Consider the following 20,867-nt stretch of genomic DNA (forward strand, 5'->3'; position numbering starts at 1 on the left):
TTACCTACTAGCACCTCAATAAGGAGAGGCAAGCTGACCATCGAATAAAAAAGCCCCGCTATTGCGGGGCCTCTGCCATTACCAACGATGTAAAACGTAACGCTTTACATATTTAAAAGTCTAGAACGGGATATCATCGTCAAAATCATCCAACCCTGGCGCTGGCTGAGGAGTTTGAGGCGCGGCTTGAGGTGCCGGCTTTTGATAATTTTGTTGCGGCGGCTGTTGTGGCTGCGGCGGTTTTTGATAATTCTGTTGCGGTGCCTGTTGTGGCTGATAGTTCTGCTGTGGTGCCTGTTGCGGTTGCTGATAACCGCCCGTTTGAGGCTGTTGATAACCACCGCTGTTTCCGCCATCACCACGGCTATCGAGCATCTGCATTTCACTCGCGACAATCTCGGTTGTGTATCGGTCTTGGCCTTGCTGATCTTGCCATTTACGGGTGCGCAGTGCGCCTTCCAGATACACTTTAGAACCTTTGTGCAGGTATTCACCGGCGATCTCGGCCAAGCGATTGAAAAACACCACCCGATGCCATTCGGTGCGCTCTTGTTGCTGACCGGTTTGCTTATCTTTCCATGAATCAGACGTCGCCACTGTGATGTTGGTTACCGCATTGCCGCTCGGCAAATACTTAGTTTCAGGCTCATTACCCAGATTACCAACCAGGATAACTTTATTAACACCACGTGCCATTGATCTCTCCAATATTCTTTAACTGTTCGTACTCTCTCACTGCATCACTTTAGCAGCGGTTACATTAAGTGAAGCATAGCATAATTATTACCACCCGCCGCGATAAAAAGTTGTCAGATCGGGTGTCGCAACACGCATAACTCTTTATACTTGAGCTTTTGCATTGGACACGGAAACAACGATGGACAAAATAGTGGTTCGCGGCGCCAGAACACACAACCTGAAAAATATCGATGTGGATATCCCTCGGGATAAACTTGTTGTTATTACCGGCTTATCCGGTTCAGGGAAATCCTCGTTGGCGTTCGATACGCTCTACGCTGAAGGGCAACGTCGTTACGTTGAATCGCTATCCACCTATGCACGGCAATTCTTATCGATGATGGAAAAGCCCGATGTCGATCATATCGAGGGGCTGTCGCCGGCGATTTCGATTGAGCAGAAATCCACCTCTCATAACCCCCGTTCGACCGTCGGCACCATCACCGAGATCTATGATTATCTGCGCTTGCTATTTGCCCGTGCCGGCGAGCCCCGTTGTCCCGATCATGACCTTCCCCTTGCGGCACAAACTGTCAGTCAGATGGTTGATCAGGTGCTCGCGCTGCCTGAGGGCAGTAAGTTGATGTTATTAGCGCCGGTGGTTCAAGGCCGTAAGGGTGAACATATACATACCATCAGCGAACTTCGGGCGCAGGGCTTTGTGCGGGTGCGCGTCAATGGCCTGGTCTGCGATATCGATAGTATTCCTGAACTGGATAAAAACAAAAAACATAATATCGAAGCCGTGGTAGATCGCTTCAAAGTACGTGATGACTTACAGGTTCGCTTGGCTGAATCCTTTGAAACCGCCCTAGCGATGACCGATGGCATTGCCACCATAAGTTACATGGACGACGATGGCGAGGAGCTGGTGTTTTCGGCTCGCTTTGCCTGCCCTAAATGTGGCCACAGTATTCAAGAACTCGAACCGCGAATGTTTTCCTTCAACAACCCGCATGGTGCTTGTTCGGCTTGTGATGGTTTAGGTGTTAAACAGTTTTTTGATCCGAAAAAAGTCGTTTTTGATGACACCCTCACTCTATCTGAAGGCGCTATCCGAGGTTGGGATCGTCGCGCATTGTACTATTTTCAACAACTCAAAGCGGTAGCCGATCATTACGGCTTTGATATGGACACACCATTCAAAGATCTCGATAGTAAGCAGCAAAAGATGATTCTTGAAGGTAGCGGCAACGAAGATATTGCGTTTCGCTATCTTAACGATCGCGGCGATATCATCAGTAAATCTCACCCCTTTGAAGGCGTTCTCAACAATCTGTCGCGTCGCTATCGCGAAACCGAATCGGATATGGTGCGCGATGATCTGGCTAAGTATATTAATATGCAGGAATGCCCTTCCTGTCACGGCAGTCGTCTGCGCCGCGATGCCCGTCATGTCTATATTGATGAAAAAACCCTGCCCGATTTAGTGCGTTTATCGATTGGTGATAGCTGCGACTATTTTGATAGCCTTCAACTAATCGGTAAGCAGGGAGAAATAGCCGATAAAATCCTTAAAGAGATCCGTCTACGACTCGAGTTTCTCGTCAATGTGGGCCTGGATTATCTCTCGCTTGAACGCAGCGCCGAAACGCTGTCCGGTGGCGAAGCACAACGTATTCGACTCGCGAGTCAAATAGGCGCCGGACTCGTGGGCGTGATGTACATTCTCGATGAACCTTCGATTGGCCTGCATCAGCGGGATAATGATCGTTTATTGAAAACCCTAATCCACCTCCGTGACTTAGGTAATACCGTGATTGTGGTTGAACACGACGAAGATGCTATTCGCCTTGCCGACTATGTTATCGATGTTGGCCCTGGGGCCGGTGTTCACGGCGGTGAAATCATTGCCCAAGGCACTCCGGCCGAGCTAATGGCCAGCAAAACATCGATGACCGCCGATTATCTCTCTGGTCGACGCAGTATCGAAATTCCGAGCCAGCGTCATCAACCCGATGATCGTTGGTTGCAACTACACGGTGCCACGGGTAATAATCTCAACAGTGTCGATTTAGATATACCTCTAGGGTTACTGACCTGCGTCACCGGTGTTTCCGGTTCGGGTAAATCAACGCTGATTAACGGCACACTTTATCCTCTCGCAGCCACCGAACTGAATGGCGCTACCACCCTAGATGCCGCCCCTTATAAAGCACTTAAGGGGATGGATATGCTCGATAAAGTTATCGATATCGATCAGAGCCCTATCGGTCGCACGCCACGTTCAAATCCAGCCACCTATACGGGTATTTTCACCCCCATTAGAGAACTGTTTGCTGGCACTCAAGAAGCCCGTTCACGTGGTTATAAACCTGGGCGCTTTAGCTTTAACGTCAAAGGGGGACGCTGTGAAGCGTGTCAGGGTGACGGTGTGATTAAGGTCGAGATGCATTTCTTACCAGATATCTACGTACCTTGTGATGTCTGTAAAGGTAAGCGCTATAACCGAGAAACACTGGAAGTTAAATACAAGGGCAAGAGTATTCATGAAGTACTGGATATGACGGTGGAAGATGGGCGCGAATTCTTTGATGCCATTCCGGCCCTTTCCCGCCGCTTGCAAACCCTGATCGATGTTGGCCTCTCTTATATTCGCTTAGGTCAGGCAGCGACCACCCTCTCCGGTGGTGAAGCGCAACGCGTAAAACTGGCCAAAGAGTTGAGTAAGCGAGATACCGGTAAAACCCTCTATATTCTCGACGAACCAACCACGGGACTGCACTTCTACGATATTCAACAGTTACTCAATGTACTCTATCGACTGCGCGATCACGGCAACACCATTGTTGTGATCGAGCATAACTTGGATGTTATTAAAACCGCCGACTGGATCATCGATCTGGGGCCGGAAGGTGGCACCCGTGGCGGTATGATCATCGCCAAGGGTACGCCGGAAGCAGTGGCTGAAATCGATGGTTCTTATACCGGCCAATTCCTTAAACCGATACTAGAAAAAGCTAAAGCATTAGTCGCGCCTCAGGACTAAAACTCGCGCCGCGAGTACACACGGCAGGCTGATCCACAGCCTCAGCTTGCCGTGCTAAACAGCCTAGCCAACAGGCGCCATCTCACTCAGCATAAAGCTCTCTACAGCCCCTTCAACCGCCGCTGAATAACGTTTTAGATTAACATTATCCATATGCGCTACCCAAAGATCACGGGATTCCCAGCGCTCCTAGAAAAGAAAAACCGCTGGGTTGTTATTATCCTGATGCAGGTCGTACTGCAAGCAACCGGCCTCTTCACGGGTAGGATCAATTAAACGGATTAGTTCAGTTTTTACTAAATCAGTTTGATCTGGCTTTGCCTCAATGCGAGCAACAATGATCAGTTCAGTGGTCATCACTATTCCTAAGCCTCAGTAACATGATTAAGCGTATTGGGGGCAAAACCGTCCCAACATTAAAAACCTTCGAGCACAACCTTACCAATGGTGCTACCACTCTCAACAGCAGCGTGCGCCAGCTTTAGATTAGTTGCATTGATAGTACCAAAGTTGGTTCCTTGCGTGGTTTTGATCTCACCCGCATCGATTAAGTCAGCAACCGCATTCAACAGGTCACGCTGCTTCGCCATATCATCCGTGTTGAACATTGAACGGGTATACATAAACTCCCAATGCAGAGACACTGACTTCATTTTCAGCTTCATGATGTCCAATGGTGTTTCCGGATCATCAATCAGTGCCAGCTTACCCTGTGGCGCAATGCTCTCAACGATCGCATCGAAATGCTGGTCGGTGCCGTTTAGGCTGACCACATGGGATACCGTATCCAACCCGATGCGCTTAAGCTCTTCATTCAACGGCTGACGGTGATCAATAACGAAATCAGCGCCACGCTCCTTAACCCATTGCTGACTTTCTGCACGGGATGCCGTACCGATCACGACAGCATCCGTTAGTTTGGCCGCCAACTGCACAATAATCGAACCCACGCCACCGGCTGCGCCGATAACCAATAGCTGCTCTGACTTTGAAGCTGCACCATTAGCGCTCTTGTGCTGTGTCCCTAGGCGATCAAACAGTAACTCCCAAGCGGTAATCGTCGTCAACGGCATCGCCGCCGCTTCGCCATCAGACAACGACTTAGGTGCATGACCGACAATACGCTCGTCAACCAGATGGAACTCAGCATTGGTACCTTGGCGAGTCAAATCACCGGCATACCAGACACGATCACCCGGCTGATAGAATTCAACCTGTTCGCCTACAGCGACGACTTCACCTACTGCATCCCAGCCCAATACTTTGTATTCACCATTCTCAGGCTGTGCCCGCTGACGAACTTTAGTATCCACAGGGTTAACCGAAATAGCGTTGACCTTAATAAGCAGATCGTGTCCCGCTGCAACGGGCATTGGCAGCTCGATATCAACCAGTGAATCCTGCTCTGTAATTGCCTGTGACTCTAAATAACCTATCGCTTTCATGTTCGATCTCCGTAAATTAATAGCGACATTGTGAACCGACATGCCTAAACTAAAAACATGCTAATCACTCAATCAGTTTCAATATATTTTTGATAATGAATACAGACGATTTAGAACTTTTTACCCGTATCGCCGACTGCAGCAGCATTACCGCCTCTGCCGAACAGCTGGGATTATCACCAGCCACGGCCAGTGCGGCCCTTAAGCGACTCGAAAAACAACTTGATACCCAGCTATTTATTCGATCGACCCGACAGTTACGACTCACGCCCGAGGGAGAACACTTTTTAATGTTCTGTCGTCAATCACTCGCCGCGTTAGAGGAAGGCAAAACGTCACTGCACGCGATCAAAGGTAAAATATCGGGGGAATTACGTTTATCCTTGCCATCAGATTTAGGCCGAAACATAGTGGTTCCTTGGATTGATGAGCTGATGATTAAACATCCTGAGCTCTCACTAAAACTCAATATTGGTGATCATTTATCAGATTTCTATCTCGATCGTGTCGATGTTGCACTGCGTTATGGCGCACCAGAAGACTCATCCATGATTGCGTTTCAGATCGGCAGTGTCGATCGCCTCATCATTGCCTCTCCGGCATACATCCATCGCTTTGGTGAGCCACAAACCCCCGTAGCGTTACATCAACATAACTGCTTGATTTATCGACTGGGTAATCGTGCTTACAATAACTGGGAACTGGCAAAACAAGATAAGACATTCAAAATAACCGTCCACGGCGATCGCGAATGCGATGATGCCGACATTGTCAGACGTTGGGCATGCGCAGGCAAAGGCATTGCCTTTAAATCATCGCTAGACGTCACACAGGATATCAACGAGGGTAGGCTGATCAGGTTACTCTCAGACTATCGTTCAAGACCCGTCGGCCTATGGCTGGTGTGTCCCACCAGAAAGCAAGTCACGCCATCGGTACTGCTATTACGGGATTATTTAAGGGAGAAAATCAGCGCGTTAGGAGGCAATTAGACAATCGATCAGACAAAGCTGGAGCGCTTATCCATTGACGGCGCATGCTGAACCAGCATACTCCACTGATGCGGGATTGACGTTAACCTGACGAGCCCACGACACTCCTTACAAGTATAAATGGTCTCATTGTAATTATGATTACGTTGCGCGTACACGAGTGGCACCGATATTGGCTGATGTTTCAACACCGCTTCGCATATCTCGCAGTTAGTCAGCCTCATAGCTAGCGTCCCTTAATAAACTCAAATATTGCAGGCGGTATTATAAGCCCGAGCAATTAGCGAACCAAACATCAACACACCAAACTGAGTAAGTTAACCGCCGCGATACACGATCCAGTTGCTCTAAACGACAAGTTACATCGTGATATCAAACCACGATATCTCAGCCAGCTTAGTCGCCGCTAACTGAGGCTTTTTGAATAACACGATGACGACCAATTTTTAGGCAAAAAAAACCCGGCAAAAGCCGGGTTTTTATTAAGAGTCGAAGAGATTAATCTTCAGAATCTTCTACCGCAACAGCATCAGCTGGACGGTCAACCAGTTCAACGTAAGCCATCGGCGCGTTGTCACCCGTACGGAAGCCACATTTCAAAATACGAATGTAACCACCTGGACGACCTTCGTAGCGAGGGCCAAGTTCGTTAAACAGTTTACCAACAGCTTCTTTACTGCGGGTACGAGCAAAGGCTAGACGACGGTTAGCAACCGAGTCTTCTTTTGCCAGTGTGATCAGTGGCTCAGCAACACGACGCAGCTCTTTAGCTTTAGGCAGCGTGGTCTTGATGAGCTCATGTTCAAACAGGCTTACCGCCATGTTTTTGAACATTGCTTTACGGTGCGCACTTGTACGATTAAAGTGACGACCTGATTTACGATGACGCATCTTTTTATCCTTGCCAAACTGTTAGGTTTAAAACCGCAGATCAGGAAGCGACTTTATCGTCGTTTCTGATGCTCGCAGGTGGCCAATTTTCAAGGCGCATACCCAGCGACAGACCTTTAGACGCCAAAACGTCCTTGATCTCGGTCAGCGATTTCTTACCTAAGTTCGGAGTCTTAAGCAGTTCTACTTCGGTACGCTGAATCAGATCACCGATATAGTAGATCTGCTCTGCCTTCAGACAGTTGGCGGAACGTACAGTCAGCTCCAGATCATCAACCGGGCGAAGCAGAATCGGATCGATTTCTGGTTCTTCCGGTTCATCGTTAACCTGATCCTTACCACCTTCCAGATCGACGAATACAGCCAGTTGCTGCTGCAAAATAGTAGCAGCGCGACGGATGCACTCTTCTGGATCGATAGTACCATTGGATTCAATGTCAATGACCAACTTATCTAAGTCAGTACGCTGTTCAACCCGCGCACTTTCAACCACATACGAGACCAAACGAACTGGGCTGTAGGTAGCATCAAGGAGCAAGCGGCCGATGGTCCGAGACTCGTCTTCATCCGATACGCGCAGGTCAGCTGGCACATAGCCACGACCACGCACGATCTTCAGTTGCATGTTAAGGCTTGCACCTTCGCTCAAATGAGCGATGACATGCTCTGGATTGGCGATTTCGACATCCTGATTCAGCTGAATATCAGCTGCTGTAACAGGACCCGCTTCGCTCTTAGACAGAGTCAGGGTTGCTTCGTCACCGTTGTGCAGCGCGACTGCAACACCCTTAAGGTTGAGCAGGATTTCAATAACGTCCTCCTGCACACCCTCGATGGTGCTGTACTCATGCAGCACACCCTCGATCTCAGCTTCAGTGATGGCACAGCCAGGCATTGAAGAGAGAAGGATACGGCGTAGCGCATTACCCAGCGTATGGCCAAAACCGCGCTCCAGTGGTTCCAAAGTAACTTTTGCACGAGTCGCACTAATTTCCTGAACGCCAATATGACGGGGACTTAGAAACTCGTTTACTGAACGCTGCATAGTTCCACCAATTAAGAAGTCAATATTTACTTAGAGTACAGTTCGACAATCAGCTGCTCATTGATGTCAGCAGACAGTTCAGTACGTTCTGGCAGGGACTTAAAAGTACCTTCCATCTTCGCAGCATCAACTTCTACCCACTCAACAGCAGTACGCTGAGAAGCCAACTCAAGGGCGTGTTTAATACGCAGTTGAGTTTTAGACTTTTCACGAACAGCAACCACATCACCAGCTTGTACCTGGAAAGATGGAACGTTCACTGATTGTCCATTGACTGTAATCTGACGATGAGAAACTACTTGACGTGCTTCAGCACGAGTAGATCCAAATCCCATACGATAGACAACATTGTCTAGACGCCCTTCCAGCAACTGAAGAAGGTTAGTACCAGTCGCACCTGTGCGACGGGCAGCTTCCTTGTAGTAGCTGCGGAATTGCTTTTCAAGTACGCCGTATGTACGACGAACTTTCTGTTTTTCACGAAGCTGTAAACCGTAATCTGATAAACGACCACGACGAGCGCCATGTACACCTGGAACATTTTCAGCTTTACACTTACTGTCCAGAGCACGAACACCGCTCTTCAGGAAAAGGTCGGTACCTTCACGGCGAGACAGCTTGCATGTTGGTCCTAAATAACGAGCCATATTATTACTGTCTCCGGATTAAACGCGACGTTTCTTCGGTGGACGACAACCGTTGTGAGGAATCGGTGTCACGTCCGTGATGTTATTAACCTTGTATCCACATGCGTTCAATGCGCGCACAGCAGATTCACGGCCTGGGCCTGGACCCTTAACGAAAACGTCTAAATTCTTTAGACCATACTCTTGAGCAGCTACACCTGCACGTTCCGCAGCAACCTGTGCCGCGAAGGGTGTACTCTTACGAGAACCACGGAAGCCGGAGCCGCCTGCGGTTGCCCAACTCAGGGTATTGCCCTGACGATCAGTAATAGTAATGATCGTGTTGTTAAATGAAGCGTGGATGTGAGCGAATCCGTCAACAACCTGCTTTTTAACCTTTTTACGTGTGCGATTACCTGGCTTAGCCATACTGGAAATTCCTATCGCTTACCATTACTTACGGATTGGTTTACGTGGACCTTTACGGGTACGCGCATTTGTTTTAGTGCGCTGACCACGAAGAGGCAAACTACGGCGATGCCGTAAACCACGGTAACAACCAAGATCCATCAAGCGTTTGATGTTCATGGATACTTCACGGCGAAGATCACCTTCAACTGTCAACTTGGCGACTGCGTCACGTACTGTATTCAGTTGTTCTTCTGACAAATCTGCAATCTTTGTGGTTTCTTGAATTCCACAATTAACGCAGAGGTCCTTCGCTGTCGTGCGGCCAATTCCGAAGATGTAAGTCAATGAAATTACCGCATGCTTATTGTCAGGAATATTGACGCCAGCTATACGGGCCATTCAATTTACTCCAACTTATTAGCATGCACCTGTGCTTTTCACAGGTACTGCAAATTCTTCTATTAATGGAAGGCGCGAGATTCTACACGTTGATCAAAATTAAATCAACCCTTCGCGCCAACCACTCCCAGACCAGGCGTTAATTAACCCTGGCGCTGCTTGTGTCGTGGTTCAACTTTGCAGATAACCCGCAGAGTACCGTTACGACGTACGATCTTGCAGTTACGGCAGATCTTCTTAACTGATGCACGTACTTTCATGATCAACTCCAAATAGCAGGGATGCTAGCGCAGCAGGCCAGCACCGCCTCCTTTAAGATTCGACTTCTTCATCAGGGATTCATACTGATGGGACATCAGATGGGACTGTACTTGTGCCATGAAATCCATCACAACAACAACCACAATCAGCAGTGACGTACCACCGAAGTAGAAAGGTACATTCCAGGCGACTACCAGGAACTGAGGCATCAAAGATACCGCAGTGATGTACAGAGCGCCAAACAAGGTCAGGCGGCCTAGTACGTTATCGATGTACTTAGCAGATTGCTCCCCTGGGCGAATACCCGGGATGAATGCACCAGACTTCTTCAAGTTATCAGCTACATCTTTTGGATTGAAAACAATCGCGGTGTAGAAGTAACAGAAGAATATGATACATACCGAAAACAGCAGGATATACAGAGGCTGACCCGGGCCCAGCGCAAGCGCGATATCCTGTAGCAGTTCCATGCCTTCAGTCTGGCCAAACCACTGACCAAGTGAAGCAGGAAACAGCAGAATGCTTGAAGCGAAGATCGGTGGAATAACACCAGCCATATTCACCTTTAACGGTAAATGACTGGACTGCGCAGCATACATGCGACGTCCCTGTTGACGCTTCGCATAGTTAATGGTGATACGGCGTTGACCGCGCTCCATAAACACAACGAAACCCACAGTAGCGATCGCCAGCACAGCAATGGCCAGCAACGCCAAGATATTTAGATCTCCCTGACGCGCTGATTCAAAGGACTGACCGATAGCACTAGGCAAACCGGCCACAATACCAGAGAAGATCAGAATCGAAATACCGTTACCGATACCCCGTTCAGTCACCTGTTCACCCAGCCACATCAGGAATACTGCACCGGCAACCAATGTCACAACTGCTACAAAATAGAAGTTGAAATCGGCCGCAAAGGCAATGCCTTGATTCGCCAAGCCAACCGCCATACCGAACGACTGTACAGTCGCTAGGATAACGGTACCGTAACGTGTGTACTGATTGATCTTCCGACGACCAGCTTCACCCTCTTTCTTGAGTTGCGCAAGCGTTGGGCTCACGACCGTCATCAACTGCATAATAATCGATGCAGAGATGTACGGCATAATACCCAAAGCCAGAATACTCATTCGTTCCAGAGCACCACCGGAGAACATGTTAAACATGCTCAGGATAGTGCCTTGGTTCTGATCAAAAAGTGCAGCTAGACGATCAGGATTGATACCAGGTACCGGAATATGTGCACCGATACGGTATACAACGATCGCAATCAAAACGAACAACAAACGAGATTTAAGCTCGCCTAAGCCGTTTTGTACGCCTGCTGGTACTGGTCCTTTCTTAGCCATTTATTCCTCGACTTTTCCGCCTGCAGCTTCAATTGCAGCCAGTGCGCCTTTGGTCACTTTCAGACCTTTAACGGTAACTGCTTTGTTGATCTCACCAGAAAGAATCACGCGCGCACGCTTGATGCTGTCTTTGATGATATCCGCTTTTTTCAGTGCATCCAGATCGATAACGTCAGCATCAATCTTAGCCAACTCGTTCAGGCGAATTTCTGCAACGAATGCAGCCTGACGAGAGGTAAAACCGAACTTAGGCAGACGACGCTGCAACGGCATTTGGCCGCCTTCGAAACCAGGTTTCACTGAACCGCCTGAGCGGGATTTCTGACCCTTATGGCCACGACCACCGGTTTTACCCAGGCCGGAACCAATACCGCGGCCTACACGCTTAGGAGCATGTTTAGAACCGTCGGCAGGACTCAGTGTATTAAGACGCATAATGAGCTCCTTATTCGCCTTCTACACGAACCATGTAGTTAACTTTGTTGATCATACCGCGTACGGAAGGAGTGTCTTCCACAACAACAGTATGACCGATACGGCGCAGACCCAGACCCTGAACGCACAATTTGTGCTTAGGCAGGATACCGATGGTGCTGCGTACAAGTGTTACCTTGAGAGTAGATGCCATCGTTGATTACCCCAGGATGTCTTCTACGGACTTACCACGCTTAGCAGCAACATCTTCAGGAGATGTCATGCTAGCAAGACCGTTGATAGTTGCGCGAACAACGTTGACTGGATTTGTAGAGCCGTAGCACTTAGCCAGTACGTTGTGAACACCTGCAATTTCCAGTACAGCACGCATCGCGCCACCGGCGATTACACCAGTACCTTCAGATGCAGGCTGCATGTATACCTTGGAAGCACCGTGACGGGCTTTAACAGGGTATTGCAGAGTTGTGCCGTTCAGATCAACTGAGATCATGTTACGACGCGCTTGTTCCATCGCTTTTTGAATCGCTGCAGGCACTTCACGTGCCTTACCGCGACCGAAGCCTACGCGGCCATTACCGTCACCAACAACAGTCAAAGCGGTGAAACCGAAGATACGACCACCCTTAACTACTTTGGCAACACGGTTAACCTGTACAAGTTTCTCTTGTAGGTCACCGTCTTTCTGTTCGTGATTTGCCATTGTCAAACCCCTTAGAATTCCAGGCCGCCTTCACGGGCTGCATCTGCCAACGCTTTAACTCGTCCATGGTATTTAAAACCAGAACGGTCGAAAGCAACCTTAGTCACGCCAGCGTCTTTTGCGCGCTGAGCGATCAGTGTGCCTACTTTAGTAGCGGCATCAGTGTTACCAGTAGTATCACTACGCAGGTCTTTTTCTACAGTTGATGCTGCAGCCAAAACCTGACCACCATCAGCAGAGATAACCTGTGCATAGATGTGACGTGGTGTACGGGTTACACACAGACGTACTGCGCCCAGTTCACGCATTTTGTAACGGGCACGGCGGGCACGGCGAATACGAGATGTTTTCTTTTCGTTCATGACCCTACCTTACTTCTTCTTAGCTTCTTTACGGCGAACGAATTCGTCAGCGTAACGTACACCCTTACCTTTATAAGGCTCTGGTGGACGGAAAGCACGAATTTCGGCTGCAGCTTGGCCCAGCGCCTGCTTATCGGCTGCTGTCAGCACGATAGTAGTCTGGCCTTCCATTGCAGCTACAACACCTTCAGGTAGCTTATAATCGATTGGGTGAGAGAAACCCAGAGTCAGGTTCAACGTAGAGCCATTAACGGCTGCACGATAACCAACACCCTGAAGCAATAATTTCTTAGTGAAACCAGTGCTTACACCAACAACCATGTTATTAACCAAAGAGCGAGCCGTACCCGCCAGCGCATTAGCAGTTTTGCTGCCGTTGCGTGCGGCAAACTTGAGCACGTTCTCTTCAGTGGTTACTTCTACAGACGGGTGAACAGACAGACCTAGGGCACCGTTACCGCCCTTTACATTGATCTGCTGACCATCAACCTTAGCTTCAACACCTGCCGGTAGGACAACGGGACTTTTAGCAACTCGAGACATATTTCCAGCTCCTAGAATACCGTACAGATGACTTCGCCGCCGATACCGGCAGCACGAGCAGCACGATCAGTCATCACACCACGCGAAGTGGAAACGATAGCTACGCCGAGACCGCCAGATACTTTAGGCAGCTCATTGGCGCCTCGGTATACACGCAGACTTGGACGGCTAACGCGCTGGATAGACTCAATAACCGGCTTGCCTTCAAAGTATTTCAGTTCAACAGTCATCACTGGCTTGCCTTCGCCTTCAACGGCGAAGTCAGCAATGTAACCTTCCTCTTTCAAAACTGCAGCAACAGAGGCTTTCAGCTTAGAAGCAGGCATAGTTACAGCTGATTTCTCAGCCATATGACCATTACGAATACGGGTTAGCATATCCGCAAGAGTGTCTTGCATACTCATGGTTTATTTTCCTTTGTGCAGCGCAATGCGGTAGCAGGATGGGAATCATCCTGCCCAGACCACTGTGCTTACCAACTTGCTTTTTTCAGGCCCGGTACATCACCACGCATAGCCGCTTCACGCAGTTTGATCCGACTCAGACCAAATTTACGATAAACAGCGTGTGGACGACCTGTCACCTGACAACGACGCACCTGGCGAACCGGGTTAGCGTCACGTGGCAGCTTTTGTAAAGCTACCTGTGCATCCCAAACTTCATCTTCAGAAGAAGCCGGGTTTTTAACGATTGCTTTAAGAGCGGCACGCTTTGCAGCATACTTAGCAACCGTTTTTGCGCGTTTTGATTCGCGCGCTTTCATACATACCTTAGCCATTTCTCTACCCTTACTTTTTGAATGGGAAGTTGAGGGCTGCCAGCAGGGCACGACCTTCGTCGTTAGTGCGAGCAGTAGTGGTGATGGTGATATCCATACCACGCAGCTTATCAACCTTATCGTATTCGATTTCAGGGAAGATAATCTGCTCTTTTACGCCCATGCTGTAGTTACCACGACCATCAAAAGATTTCGGGTTCAGACCACGGAAGTCACGAATACGAGGGATCGAGATATCAACCAGACGGTCAAGGAATTCCCACATACGCTCACCGCGCAGGGTTACCTTGCAACCAATTGGCCAACCTTCACGAACCTTAAAGCCAGCAATTGACTTGCGAGCTAGGGTTACAACAGGCTTTTGACCTGCAATTGCCTGCATTTCTGCAACGGCATTATCCAGCTGTTTTTTGTCACCTAGCGCTTCACCAACACCCATGTTCAGGGTGATTTTGGTCAGGCGAGGAACAGCCATCACGTTAGGGCAGCTCAAATCATCTTTCAACTGCTGCTTAACGGACTCATTATAGAGTGCTTTTAATCTAGACATGGCATCAACTCCTATTACTTAGCGATAACTTCGCCGTTGGATTTGAAGATCCGGACTTTGTTGCCATCTTCCAGAACTTTGAAACCAACACGGTCACCTTTACCGGTGGCAGAGTTGAAAATAGCGATATTAGATACTGCAATCGCTGCTTCTTTCTCTACGATACCGCCAGCTTTGCCCAGCATTGGGTTAGGCTTGGTGTGTTTCTTAACCATGTTGATGCCAGACACGATCAGACGATCATCAGCAAGAACACGCAATACCGTGCCGCGCTTGCCTTTATCTCTGCCTGCAATAACGATTACTTCGTCGTTACGAATGATTTTACGCATTAAATATCCATCCTTTCCTACTACCCTCTCATGCTTAAAAACGCCAAGCCCTTTCGAACTTAGCGTTTTTGCAAAAAACCTGACTCGTAAAAGTCGAGATTTTTATAGCACTTCAGGCGCCAGGGAAATGATTTTCATAAACTTCTCTGAGCGAAGTTCACGAGTTACTGGGCCAAAGATACGAGTACCGATAGGCGCGGAGTTGGCGTTCAATAATACCGCTGAGTTTGTATCAAAGCGAATAATTGAACCGTCCGGACGCCGAACACCTTTACGGGTACGTACCACAACAGCATTAAGGACCTGGCCTTTTTTCACCTTACCGCGAGGAATTGCTTCCTTAACAGTAACTTTGATGATATCACCCACACCGGCATAACGACGATGAGAGCCACCTAGGACCTTGATACACTGTACTCGCTTGGCGCCGCTGTTATCAGCAACATCAAGCATAGATTCTGTTTGAATCATGGGTCTATACTCCAAAATTCAGACTGTTTCCTTTACCCTTTCGAGCCCAAAAAACAGCCTGCCAGAAGTAAAGGTGCGTTATATTACACCTTTACCGCCTGTTCTTCAATCTTAACGAGCGTCCAAGACTTACTTTTTGAAAGCGGACGGGATTCAGCAACAGTCACTGTATCTCCAATCTCGCATTCATTCTGTTCGTCATGCGCATGCAGCTTAGTAGAGCGAGTTACGAATTTCCCGTAGATCGGGTGCTTCTCTTTACGCTCAACCAGAACGGTAATAGTTTTGTCAGCTTTATTGCTGATAACTTTACCGGTCACAGTACGTGTACGTTTTTCTGCGGCCATTATTAGTTACCTGCTTTCTGATTCAGTATGGTCTTAACGCGTGCGATATCGCGACGCACTTGACCCAGCATATGATTCTGAGTCAGCTGACCAGTTGCTTTCTGCATACGCAGATTGAACTGATCCTTCAGAAGACCCAGCAACGTTTGCTGTAGCTCTTCAGCGGATTGTTCGCGCAGTTCAGTTGCTTTCATCACATCACCGTCCGTTTAACAATAGTGGTAGCCAACGGCAATTTAGCCGCCGCTAGATTGAATGCTTCAGTCGCCAACTCATCAGGCACACCGCTCATTTCGAACAGCACTTTACCTGGTTTGATCTGGCAAACCCAGTATTCAACACTACCCTTACCTTTACCCATCCGTACTTCAAGCGGCTTACCTGTAATCGGCTTGTCCGGGAACACGCGAATCCAGATTTTACCACCACGCTTTACGTGACGAGTCATTGTACGACGAGCAGCCTCAATCTGACGAGCAGTAATACGGCCACGCTCCGTGGCTTTCAGCGCAATTTCACCGAAGCTAACAGAACCACCGCGCTCGGCCAGACCGCGGTTGCGGCCTTTCATAACCTTGCGGAATTTAAGTCTCTTAGGTTGCAGCATTGATAGTTACCCCTACTTTGAACCTTTCTTCTTAGGTTGAGCATTTCTCTGAGCGCGTACTTCTTCAATACCACCCAGAATCTCACCTTTAAAGATCCAGACTTTAATGCCAAGCACACCGTATGTAGTGTGCGCCTCGTAAGTACCGTAATCGATGTCAGCACGCAGGGTGTGCAATGGCACACGACCTTCGCGGTACCACTCAGAACGCGCAATCTCTGCACCGCCCAAACGGCCACCTACCTGAATCTTGATACCTTCAGCACCCTGACGCATAGCATTCTGTACAGAACGCTTCATTGCCCGGCGGAACATAACACGACGCTCCAGCTGGCTTGCTACGCTTTGAGCAACCAGTTTGGCATCCAGATCTGGTTTACGGATTTCTTCGATGTTGATGTGAACTGGAACGCCCATCATTTTAGAGCAAGCGTTACGCAGTTTTTCGACATCCTCACCTTTTTTACCAATCACAATACCTGGACGGGCAGTGAAAATGGTGATTTTTGCATTCTGTGCAGGACGCTCAATTTCGATGCGGCTCACAGATGCTGCTTTTAATTCGCCTTCCAGATACTCACGTACCTGAAGGTCGTTCAACAGCTTATTAGCGTATTCGTTCTTGTCTGCGTACCACACCGAAGTATGATCTTTAACAATCCCAAGACGAATACCTGTTGGATGTACCTTCTGACCCATAGTGGTATCTCCTAGCAGTCAGCTACCTTAACGGTGATGTGGGAGGTGCGCTTCAAAATACGATCTGCGCGACCCTTCGCACGCGGTCTAATGCGCTTCATGGTCATACCTTCATCAACGAAGATTTGTGAAACGCGTAACTCGTCAATATCAGCACCTTCGTTATGCTCTGCGTTAGCAATAGCAGACTCAAGTACCTTCTTAACAAGCACCGCACCTTTTTGAGGGCTGTAAGCCAAAATATTTAAGGCTTCACCCACCGCTTTCCCGCGGATTTGATCGGCAACCAAACGCGCTTTCTGAGCGGAGATATGGGCGCCTTTGTGCTTAGCGGCTACTTCCATTTTCTTAACTCCCGATTAGCGTTTAGCTTTCTTATCTGCAGCATGACCCTTATACGTACGGGTAGCAGCAAACTCGCCTAATTTATGACCAACCATATCCTCGGTGACAAACACCGGTACGTGCTGACGGCCATTATGAACTGCAATCGTCAGTCCTACGAAGTTTGGAAAAACTGTAGAACGGCGAGACCAAGTTTTGATCGGACGACGATCATTGGCCTCAATTGCAGCTTCTACCTTTTTCAACAGGTGAAGGTCGATAAAAGGACCTTTCTTCAGTGAACGTGGCACAGCTGTATCCTCTGATTATTTCGCTTGACGACGGCGTACGATCATCTTATCAGTACGCTTGTTCGAACGAGTTTTCTTACCTTTAGTCGGTACGCCCCATGGTGTCACAGGATGACGACCACCAGATGTACGACCTTCACCACCACCATGTGGGTGATCTACCGGGTTCATCGCCACACCACGAACGGTAGGACGAACACCACGCCAGCGCGTAGCACCAGCTTTACCCAGACGACGCAGAGAGTGCTCGGAATTACCGACCTCACCCAGTGTCGCGCAGCAGTCAACCAACACTTTACGCATCTCACCTGAACGCAAACGCAGAGTCGCGTGAGCGCCTTCACGAGCAATCAACTGCGCGGAAGTACCAGCAGAACGTGCGATTTGCGCACCTTTACCTGGCTTCATCTCGATACAGTGAATCACGCTACCCACAGGGATGTTACGCAGTGGCAAACAGTTACCTGGTTTAATATCAGCATTCTGACCAGATATCAGAGTATCACCAGCTTTAACGCCCTTAGGAGCGATAATGTAGCGACGCTCACCGTCAGCGTACATCAACAATGCGATGTGTGCAGAGCGGTTTGGATCATATTCCAGACGCTCAACGGTAGCAGGGATATCCAGCTTGTTGCGACGGAAATCGATAACACGGTAGTGTTGCTTATGACCGCCACCAATGTGACGAGTCGTAATGCGACCATAGGTGTTACGACCACCGGTTTTGCTTTTCTTTTCGACCAGAGCAGCGTGAGGCTTACCCTTGTGTAGATCAGGCGTAGTAACCTTAACTACATGACGGCGCCCAGCGGAGGTCGGTTTAGATTTAACAATAGCCATAATTCAAACCCCTCTTATTCGCCATCGATGAAGTCGATGTCGTGTCCGTCTGCCAGGCATACATATGCCTTACGAACGTCAGAGCGCTTACCCATACCGCGCTGTGTGCGCTTGGTTTTGCCCTTAACGTTAACGACGTTCACGCCAGTTACTTTTACGTCGAACAACTGCTCAACAGCCTTCTTAATTTCAGGCTTCGTTGCATCAGTTGCTACACGGAATACAACCTGCTGAGAACCTTCAGCAACGATAGTTGCTTTCTCAGAGATATGTGGCCCTAGCAGTACTTGATAGATGCGTCCTTCGTTCATGCTAACGCCTCCTCAATTTTCTTGAGAGCAGCAACAGTCACGACAACCTTCTCAAAACCTACCAGGCTGACAGGATCGATGCCAGCTGCATCGCGAACGTCAACGTGTGGTACGTTGCGTGCGGCCAGATACAGATTCTGCTCTACGTCTTCTGTGATCAACAGCGCGTTAGTCAGCTCAAGCTCAGTCAGCTTAGCGACAAACTGCTTAGTCTTAGGGGCATCTACCTGGAAGTTTTCAACAACAACCAGACGCTCCTGACGAACCAGCTCAGACAAGATGCAACGCATCGCAGCGCGATACATTTTCTTGTTAACTTTTTGAGCGTGGTCACGCGGCTGAGCAGCGAATGTTACGCCACCTGTACGCCACAAAGGACTACGAATAGTACCGGCACGTGCACGGCCAGTACCTTTTTGACGCCATGGCTTAGCACCACCACCGCTTACAGCGGCGCGGTTTTTCTGAGCCTTGGTGCCTTGACGACCACCGGCCAGGTATGCCGTAACAACCTGATGAACCAGTGATTCATTGAATTCTTTACCAAATGCTAGATCGGAAACTTCTACGCTTCCTCCAGCTCCTGCAAGATTCAGATTCATTTCAAACCCCCTCAGGCACCAGCTTTAACAGCTGATTTAACGATTACGTCGCCGCCAGTAGCACCAGGCACAGCGCCTTTTACTAACAGCAGATTGCGCTCGGCATCGATGCGAACAACTTCTAGGGATTGAACGGTTACACGTTCAGCACCCATGTGCCCTGCCATCTTCTTACCTTTCCACACGCGACCAGGAGTTTGACACTGACCAATAGAACCAGGAGCACGATGAGAAAGAGAGTTACCGTGTGTCGCATCTTGCATGGAGAAGTTCCAGCGCTTAATACCGCCCTGAAAACCTTTACCTTTAGATTGACCGGTTACATCAATTTTCTGACCCGCTTCAAAGCGTTCAACAGTCAGTTGATCACCAACATTTACTTCTTCGTCACCTGACAGACGGAACTCCCACAAACCACGACCTGCTTCGGTCTCTGCTTTCGCAAAGTGACCTGCAGCGGCCTTAGTAACGCGGCTAGCACGACGAGAACCAACTGTTACCTGCACTGCAGAATAACCATCAGTTTCTTCGGTCTTAACCTGTGTTACGCGGTTCGGTTCCACCTCGATGACAGTGACTGGCACTGACACGCCGTCTTCTGTGAAGACACGAGTCATACCTGCTTTACGTCCGATTAAAGATACAGACATCTTATAAACCTCACATTGCCAGTTGTGTACGGGGCTAAAACCCGCTATGGCTGCCTAAAAGGCATTCCACACGTAGATGTACTCATCTACGCAGTCGTCTAATTAGCCTAAGCTAATTTGCACTTCAACACCCGCAGCAAGATCTAGCTTCATCAGTGCATCAACAGTTTTTTCTGTTGGTTCAACGATGTCTAGAACGCGTTTGTGAGTACGGATCTCATATTGGTCACGTGCATCTTTGTTCACGTGAGGCGAGATCAGAACGGTAAAACGCTCTTTGCGAGTAGGAAGCGGGATCGGACCATGCACCTGAGCACCTGTCCGCTTAGCAGTCTCAACGATCTCCTGAGCGGAAGAGTCAATCAGGCGATGATCAAAAGCCTTCAGACGGATTCTGATTTTCTGGTTTTGCATTTGACCACAATTCCTAGAATTAAAAAAAGGCTTTCGCCACCTAACCCCATTTAACGGGGTAGCGCATTCTACTTACCCTATATCCCCAAGTCAAGCCTGTATTGTTTATTAAATAAACAGCCTATAACTCAGGCATTTGATTGCCAATGAATTTAATCATTCAGCTCACGGGATAATCACCACGAAAATCCGGTTTCACCGCACCCGCAGCTAACTAAAATACGCCCAACACTTGCTTACCCCCTCAGCAAAAACCTCGATCCTCAATCAAGCCACATCGAGACCCGAGCTGAAAATCACGTCGCTGCGAAAGGATAAAACAAAAAAAGGCCCCCGAAGGAGCCTTTTTAATCAGAGTAAAAATTACTCGATGATTTTTGCTACAACGCCTGCACCAACTGTACGACCGCCTTCACGAATCGCAAAACGCAGACCTTCT

The 20,867-nt window shown here is 48.7% G+C and carries 33 protein-coding genes and 1 pseudogene; 2 read left to right on the top strand and 32 right to left on the bottom strand.

Annotation, left to right across the window (positions count from 1 at the left end; all coding sequences use genetic code 11):
• Nucleotides 1-120 precede the first annotated feature (120 nt).
• Nucleotides 121-696, bottom strand: coding sequence for a single-stranded DNA-binding protein (ssb, locus tag Q4488_RS09850; protein WP_303580308.1), 576 nt, complete (start codon nt 694-696; stop codon nt 121-123).
• 181 nt (nt 697-877) lie between these two features.
• Between ssb and uvrA the strand changes: the two genes are divergently transcribed.
• A complete protein-coding gene (uvrA, locus tag Q4488_RS09855; protein WP_303580309.1) occupies nt 878-3,727 on the top strand; it encodes an excinuclease ABC subunit UvrA in 2,850 nt (949 codons plus the stop codon).
• Between the two features lie 189 nt (nt 3,728-3,916).
• On the opposite strand, the gene Q4488_RS09860 is transcribed toward uvrA, so the two are convergent.
• Nucleotides 3,917-4,084 carry a putative quinol monooxygenase gene (locus tag Q4488_RS09860; RefSeq protein ID WP_303580310.1) on the bottom strand — a complete coding sequence of 56 codons (168 nt, stop codon included), beginning with the start codon at nt 4,082-4,084 and terminating at the stop codon, nt 3,917-3,919.
• Nucleotides 4,085-4,143: 59 nt separating this feature from the next.
• Complete coding sequence (locus Q4488_RS09865; protein WP_303580311.1) at nt 4,144-5,172, bottom strand: zinc-binding alcohol dehydrogenase family protein; 1,029 nt, start codon at nt 5,170-5,172, stop codon at nt 4,144-4,146.
• A gap of 95 nt (nt 5,173-5,267) precedes the next feature.
• Between Q4488_RS09865 and Q4488_RS09870 the strand changes: the two genes are divergently transcribed.
• Complete coding sequence (locus Q4488_RS09870; RefSeq protein ID WP_303580312.1) at nt 5,268-6,164, top strand: LysR family transcriptional regulator; 897 nt, start codon at nt 5,268-5,270, stop codon at nt 6,162-6,164.
• A 498-nt stretch (nt 6,165-6,662) separates the two neighbouring features.
• Here Q4488_RS09870 and rplQ read toward each other — a convergent pair whose 3' ends face one another.
• From rplQ to Q4488_RS10015, 29 genes and pseudogenes are all read right to left on the bottom strand, one after another.
• On the bottom strand, nt 6,663-7,055 hold the full coding sequence (gene rplQ / locus Q4488_RS09875; protein WP_303580313.1) for a 50S ribosomal protein L17: 393 nt from the start codon (nt 7,053-7,055) through the stop codon (nt 6,663-6,665).
• A 40-nt stretch (nt 7,056-7,095) separates the two neighbouring features.
• Nucleotides 7,096-8,100 carry a DNA-directed RNA polymerase subunit alpha gene (gene rpoA, locus Q4488_RS09880; protein WP_303580314.1) on the bottom strand — a complete coding sequence of 335 codons (1,005 nt, stop codon included), beginning with the start codon at nt 8,098-8,100 and terminating at the stop codon, nt 7,096-7,098.
• Between the two features lie 26 nt (nt 8,101-8,126).
• Nucleotides 8,127-8,747, bottom strand: coding sequence for a 30S ribosomal protein S4 (gene rpsD, locus Q4488_RS09885; protein ID WP_303580315.1), 621 nt, complete (start codon nt 8,745-8,747; stop codon nt 8,127-8,129).
• Between the two features lie 18 nt (nt 8,748-8,765).
• Nucleotides 8,766-9,155 (bottom strand): 30S ribosomal protein S11, encoded by a 390-nt coding sequence (gene rpsK / locus Q4488_RS09890; RefSeq protein ID WP_019622838.1) that lies wholly within the window; start codon nt 9,153-9,155, stop codon nt 8,766-8,768.
• Nucleotides 9,156-9,179: 24 nt separating this feature from the next.
• A complete protein-coding gene (rpsM, locus tag Q4488_RS09895; protein ID WP_215953580.1) occupies nt 9,180-9,536 on the bottom strand; it encodes a 30S ribosomal protein S13 in 357 nt (118 codons plus the stop codon).
• 143 nt (nt 9,537-9,679) lie between these two features.
• The gene (gene rpmJ / locus Q4488_RS09900) at nt 9,680-9,796 is read right to left on the bottom strand and encodes a 50S ribosomal protein L36 (RefSeq protein ID WP_083935407.1); all 117 of its coding nucleotides are present in this window, start codon (nt 9,794-9,796) and stop codon (nt 9,680-9,682) included.
• 24 nt (nt 9,797-9,820) lie between these two features.
• Nucleotides 9,821-11,149: a preprotein translocase subunit SecY gene (secY, locus tag Q4488_RS09905; protein WP_303580316.1), complete on the bottom strand. Its 1,329-nt coding sequence runs from the start codon at nt 11,147-11,149 to the stop codon at nt 9,821-9,823.
• Entirely contained in the window at nt 11,150-11,584 is a 435-nt protein-coding gene (rplO, locus tag Q4488_RS09910) for a 50S ribosomal protein L15 (RefSeq protein WP_303580317.1), read from the bottom strand.
• A gap of 10 nt (nt 11,585-11,594) precedes the next feature.
• A complete protein-coding gene (gene rpmD, locus Q4488_RS09915; protein WP_126159351.1) occupies nt 11,595-11,777 on the bottom strand; it encodes a 50S ribosomal protein L30 in 183 nt (60 codons plus the stop codon).
• Between the two features lie 6 nt (nt 11,778-11,783).
• A complete protein-coding gene (gene rpsE, locus Q4488_RS09920) occupies nt 11,784-12,284 on the bottom strand; it encodes a 30S ribosomal protein S5 (protein WP_303580318.1) in 501 nt (166 codons plus the stop codon).
• 11 nt (nt 12,285-12,295) lie between these two features.
• A complete protein-coding gene (gene rplR / locus Q4488_RS09925; protein ID WP_126159349.1) occupies nt 12,296-12,646 on the bottom strand; it encodes a 50S ribosomal protein L18 in 351 nt (116 codons plus the stop codon).
• A gap of 9 nt (nt 12,647-12,655) precedes the next feature.
• Nucleotides 12,656-13,189: a 50S ribosomal protein L6 gene (gene rplF, locus Q4488_RS09930; RefSeq protein WP_303580319.1), complete on the bottom strand. Its 534-nt coding sequence runs from the start codon at nt 13,187-13,189 to the stop codon at nt 12,656-12,658.
• A gap of 11 nt (nt 13,190-13,200) precedes the next feature.
• Complete coding sequence (gene rpsH, locus Q4488_RS09935; protein ID WP_215953576.1) at nt 13,201-13,593, bottom strand: 30S ribosomal protein S8; 393 nt, start codon at nt 13,591-13,593, stop codon at nt 13,201-13,203.
• Between the two features lie 68 nt (nt 13,594-13,661).
• Nucleotides 13,662-13,967, bottom strand: coding sequence for a 30S ribosomal protein S14 (gene rpsN, locus Q4488_RS09940; RefSeq protein WP_303580320.1), 306 nt, complete (start codon nt 13,965-13,967; stop codon nt 13,662-13,664).
• A 10-nt stretch (nt 13,968-13,977) separates the two neighbouring features.
• Entirely contained in the window at nt 13,978-14,517 is a 540-nt protein-coding gene (rplE, locus tag Q4488_RS09945; RefSeq protein ID WP_091361841.1) for a 50S ribosomal protein L5, read from the bottom strand.
• Nucleotides 14,518-14,531: 14 nt separating this feature from the next.
• Nucleotides 14,532-14,849, bottom strand: coding sequence for a 50S ribosomal protein L24 (rplX, locus tag Q4488_RS09950; protein ID WP_303580321.1), 318 nt, complete (start codon nt 14,847-14,849; stop codon nt 14,532-14,534).
• Nucleotides 14,850-14,951: 102 nt separating this feature from the next.
• On the bottom strand, nt 14,952-15,320 hold the full coding sequence (gene rplN, locus Q4488_RS09955; RefSeq protein WP_126159344.1) for a 50S ribosomal protein L14: 369 nt from the start codon (nt 15,318-15,320) through the stop codon (nt 14,952-14,954).
• 83 nt (nt 15,321-15,403) lie between these two features.
• Nucleotides 15,404-15,670, bottom strand: a complete 267-nt coding sequence (rpsQ, locus tag Q4488_RS09960) for a 30S ribosomal protein S17 (protein WP_303580331.1) — start codon at nt 15,668-15,670, stop codon at nt 15,404-15,406.
• A complete protein-coding gene (rpmC, locus tag Q4488_RS09965) occupies nt 15,670-15,861 on the bottom strand; it encodes a 50S ribosomal protein L29 (protein WP_303580322.1) in 192 nt (63 codons plus the stop codon). The genes rpsQ and rpmC overlap by 1 nt, the downstream gene beginning before the upstream one ends.
• Nucleotides 15,861-16,274, bottom strand: a complete 414-nt coding sequence (rplP, locus tag Q4488_RS09970) for a 50S ribosomal protein L16 (RefSeq protein ID WP_303580323.1) — start codon at nt 16,272-16,274, stop codon at nt 15,861-15,863. Before rplP ends, rpmC begins: the two co-directional genes overlap by 1 nt.
• 12 nt (nt 16,275-16,286) lie before the next feature.
• Nucleotides 16,287-16,973 carry a 30S ribosomal protein S3 gene (gene rpsC, locus Q4488_RS09975; RefSeq protein WP_303580324.1) on the bottom strand — a complete coding sequence of 229 codons (687 nt, stop codon included), beginning with the start codon at nt 16,971-16,973 and terminating at the stop codon, nt 16,287-16,289.
• Between the two features lie 11 nt (nt 16,974-16,984).
• A complete protein-coding gene (gene rplV / locus Q4488_RS09980) occupies nt 16,985-17,317 on the bottom strand; it encodes a 50S ribosomal protein L22 (protein WP_303580325.1) in 333 nt (110 codons plus the stop codon).
• A 15-nt stretch (nt 17,318-17,332) separates the two neighbouring features.
• A complete protein-coding gene (rpsS, locus tag Q4488_RS09985) occupies nt 17,333-17,608 on the bottom strand; it encodes a 30S ribosomal protein S19 (protein ID WP_091361858.1) in 276 nt (91 codons plus the stop codon).
• A 15-nt stretch (nt 17,609-17,623) separates the two neighbouring features.
• Nucleotides 17,624-18,451, bottom strand: a complete 828-nt coding sequence (gene rplB, locus Q4488_RS09990) for a 50S ribosomal protein L2 (RefSeq protein ID WP_303580326.1) — start codon at nt 18,449-18,451, stop codon at nt 17,624-17,626.
• Between the two features lie 14 nt (nt 18,452-18,465).
• Nucleotides 18,466-18,762, bottom strand: a complete 297-nt coding sequence (gene rplW / locus Q4488_RS09995) for a 50S ribosomal protein L23 (RefSeq protein ID WP_019622818.1) — start codon at nt 18,760-18,762, stop codon at nt 18,466-18,468.
• On the bottom strand, nt 18,759-19,364 hold the full coding sequence (rplD, locus tag Q4488_RS10000) for a 50S ribosomal protein L4 (RefSeq protein ID WP_303580327.1): 606 nt from the start codon (nt 19,362-19,364) through the stop codon (nt 18,759-18,761). The genes rplW and rplD overlap by 4 nt, the downstream gene beginning before the upstream one ends.
• An 11-nt stretch (nt 19,365-19,375) precedes the next feature.
• Nucleotides 19,376-20,014, bottom strand: coding sequence for a 50S ribosomal protein L3 (gene rplC, locus Q4488_RS10005; RefSeq protein ID WP_303580328.1), 639 nt, complete (start codon nt 20,012-20,014; stop codon nt 19,376-19,378).
• 102 nt (nt 20,015-20,116) lie between these two features.
• Complete coding sequence (gene rpsJ / locus Q4488_RS10010) at nt 20,117-20,428, bottom strand: 30S ribosomal protein S10 (protein ID WP_036511965.1); 312 nt, start codon at nt 20,426-20,428, stop codon at nt 20,117-20,119.
• A gap of 363 nt (nt 20,429-20,791) precedes the next feature.
• A pseudogene (locus tag Q4488_RS10015) lies at nt 20,792-20,867 on the bottom strand (elongation factor Tu); the annotation flags it as partial.

The sequence above is a fragment of the Amphritea sp. 1_MG-2023 genome (assembly GCF_030547545.1).
Taxonomy (GTDB): Bacteria; Pseudomonadota; Gammaproteobacteria; order Pseudomonadales; family Balneatricaceae; genus Amphritea.

What these genes read in the sequence shown, in the direction of transcription:
- rpsD (WP_303580315.1), bottom strand. Translation starts at nt 8,747, where the DNA reads ATGGCTCGTTATTTAGGACCAACATGCAAGCTGTCTCGCCGTGAAGGT.
- rpsJ (WP_036511965.1), bottom strand. Translation starts at nt 20,428, where the DNA reads ATGCAAAACCAGAAAATCAGAATCCGTCTGAAGGCTTTTGATCATCGC.
- rplW (WP_019622818.1), bottom strand. Translation starts at nt 18,762, where the DNA reads ATGAACGAAGGACGCATCTATCAAGTACTGCTAGGGCCACATATCTCT.
- rplC (WP_303580328.1), bottom strand. Translation starts at nt 20,014, where the DNA reads ATGTCTGTATCTTTAATCGGACGTAAAGCAGGTATGACTCGTGTCTTC.
- rplB (WP_303580326.1), bottom strand. Translation starts at nt 18,451, where the DNA reads ATGGCTATTGTTAAATCTAAACCGACCTCCGCTGGGCGCCGTCATGTA.
- Q4488_RS09860 (WP_303580310.1), bottom strand. Translation starts at nt 4,084, where the DNA reads ATGACCACTGAACTGATCATTGTTGCTCGCATTGAGGCAAAGCCAGAT.
- rplX (WP_303580321.1), bottom strand. Translation starts at nt 14,849, where the DNA reads ATGCGTAAAATCATTCGTAACGACGAAGTAATCGTTATTGCAGGCAGA.
- rplD (WP_303580327.1), bottom strand. Translation starts at nt 19,364, where the DNA reads ATGAATCTGAATCTTGCAGGAGCTGGAGGAAGCGTAGAAGTTTCCGAT.
- rplO (WP_303580317.1), bottom strand. Translation starts at nt 11,584, where the DNA reads ATGCGTCTTAATACACTGAGTCCTGCCGACGGTTCTAAACATGCTCCT.
- rpsM (WP_215953580.1), bottom strand. Translation starts at nt 9,536, where the DNA reads ATGGCCCGTATAGCTGGCGTCAATATTCCTGACAATAAGCATGCGGTA.
- rplR (WP_126159349.1), bottom strand. Translation starts at nt 12,646, where the DNA reads ATGAACGAAAAGAAAACATCTCGTATTCGCCGTGCCCGCCGTGCCCGT.
- rpsE (WP_303580318.1), bottom strand. Translation starts at nt 12,284, where the DNA reads ATGGCAAATCACGAACAGAAAGACGGTGACCTACAAGAGAAACTTGTA.
- rpsH (WP_215953576.1), bottom strand. Translation starts at nt 13,593, where the DNA reads ATGAGTATGCAAGACACTCTTGCGGATATGCTAACCCGTATTCGTAAT.
- rplN (WP_126159344.1), bottom strand. Translation starts at nt 15,320, where the DNA reads ATGATTCAAACAGAATCTATGCTTGATGTTGCTGATAACAGCGGCGCC.
- rplF (WP_303580319.1), bottom strand. Translation starts at nt 13,189, where the DNA reads ATGTCTCGAGTTGCTAAAAGTCCCGTTGTCCTACCGGCAGGTGTTGAA.
- rplQ (WP_303580313.1), bottom strand. Translation starts at nt 7,055, where the DNA reads ATGCGTCATCGTAAATCAGGTCGTCACTTTAATCGTACAAGTGCGCAC.
- rpoA (WP_303580314.1), bottom strand. Translation starts at nt 8,100, where the DNA reads ATGCAGCGTTCAGTAAACGAGTTTCTAAGTCCCCGTCATATTGGCGTT.
- Q4488_RS09870 (WP_303580312.1), top strand. Translation starts at nt 5,268, where the DNA reads ATGAATACAGACGATTTAGAACTTTTTACCCGTATCGCCGACTGCAGC.
- Q4488_RS09865 (WP_303580311.1), bottom strand. Translation starts at nt 5,172, where the DNA reads ATGAAAGCGATAGGTTATTTAGAGTCACAGGCAATTACAGAGCAGGAT.
- rpsN (WP_303580320.1), bottom strand. Translation starts at nt 13,967, where the DNA reads ATGGCTAAGGTATGTATGAAAGCGCGCGAATCAAAACGCGCAAAAACG.
- secY (WP_303580316.1), bottom strand. Translation starts at nt 11,149, where the DNA reads ATGGCTAAGAAAGGACCAGTACCAGCAGGCGTACAAAACGGCTTAGGC.
- rpsK (WP_019622838.1), bottom strand. Translation starts at nt 9,155, where the DNA reads ATGGCTAAGCCAGGTAATCGCACACGTAAAAAGGTTAAAAAGCAGGTT.
- rplP (WP_303580323.1), bottom strand. Translation starts at nt 16,274, where the DNA reads ATGCTGCAACCTAAGAGACTTAAATTCCGCAAGGTTATGAAAGGCCGC.
- rpsC (WP_303580324.1), bottom strand. Translation starts at nt 16,973, where the DNA reads ATGGGTCAGAAGGTACATCCAACAGGTATTCGTCTTGGGATTGTTAAA.
- ssb (WP_303580308.1), bottom strand. Translation starts at nt 696, where the DNA reads ATGGCACGTGGTGTTAATAAAGTTATCCTGGTTGGTAATCTGGGTAAT.
- rpmJ (WP_083935407.1), bottom strand. Translation starts at nt 9,796, where the DNA reads ATGAAAGTACGTGCATCAGTTAAGAAGATCTGCCGTAACTGCAAGATC.
- rpmC (WP_303580322.1), bottom strand. Translation starts at nt 15,861, where the DNA reads ATGAAAGCAACTGAACTGCGCGAACAATCCGCTGAAGAGCTACAGCAA.
- uvrA (WP_303580309.1), top strand. Translation starts at nt 878, where the DNA reads ATGGACAAAATAGTGGTTCGCGGCGCCAGAACACACAACCTGAAAAAT.
- rpmD (WP_126159351.1), bottom strand. Translation starts at nt 11,777, where the DNA reads ATGGCATCTACTCTCAAGGTAACACTTGTACGCAGCACCATCGGTATC.
- rplE (WP_091361841.1), bottom strand. Translation starts at nt 14,517, where the DNA reads ATGTCTAGATTAAAAGCACTCTATAATGAGTCCGTTAAGCAGCAGTTG.
- rplV (WP_303580325.1), bottom strand. Translation starts at nt 17,317, where the DNA reads ATGGAAGTAGCCGCTAAGCACAAAGGCGCCCATATCTCCGCTCAGAAA.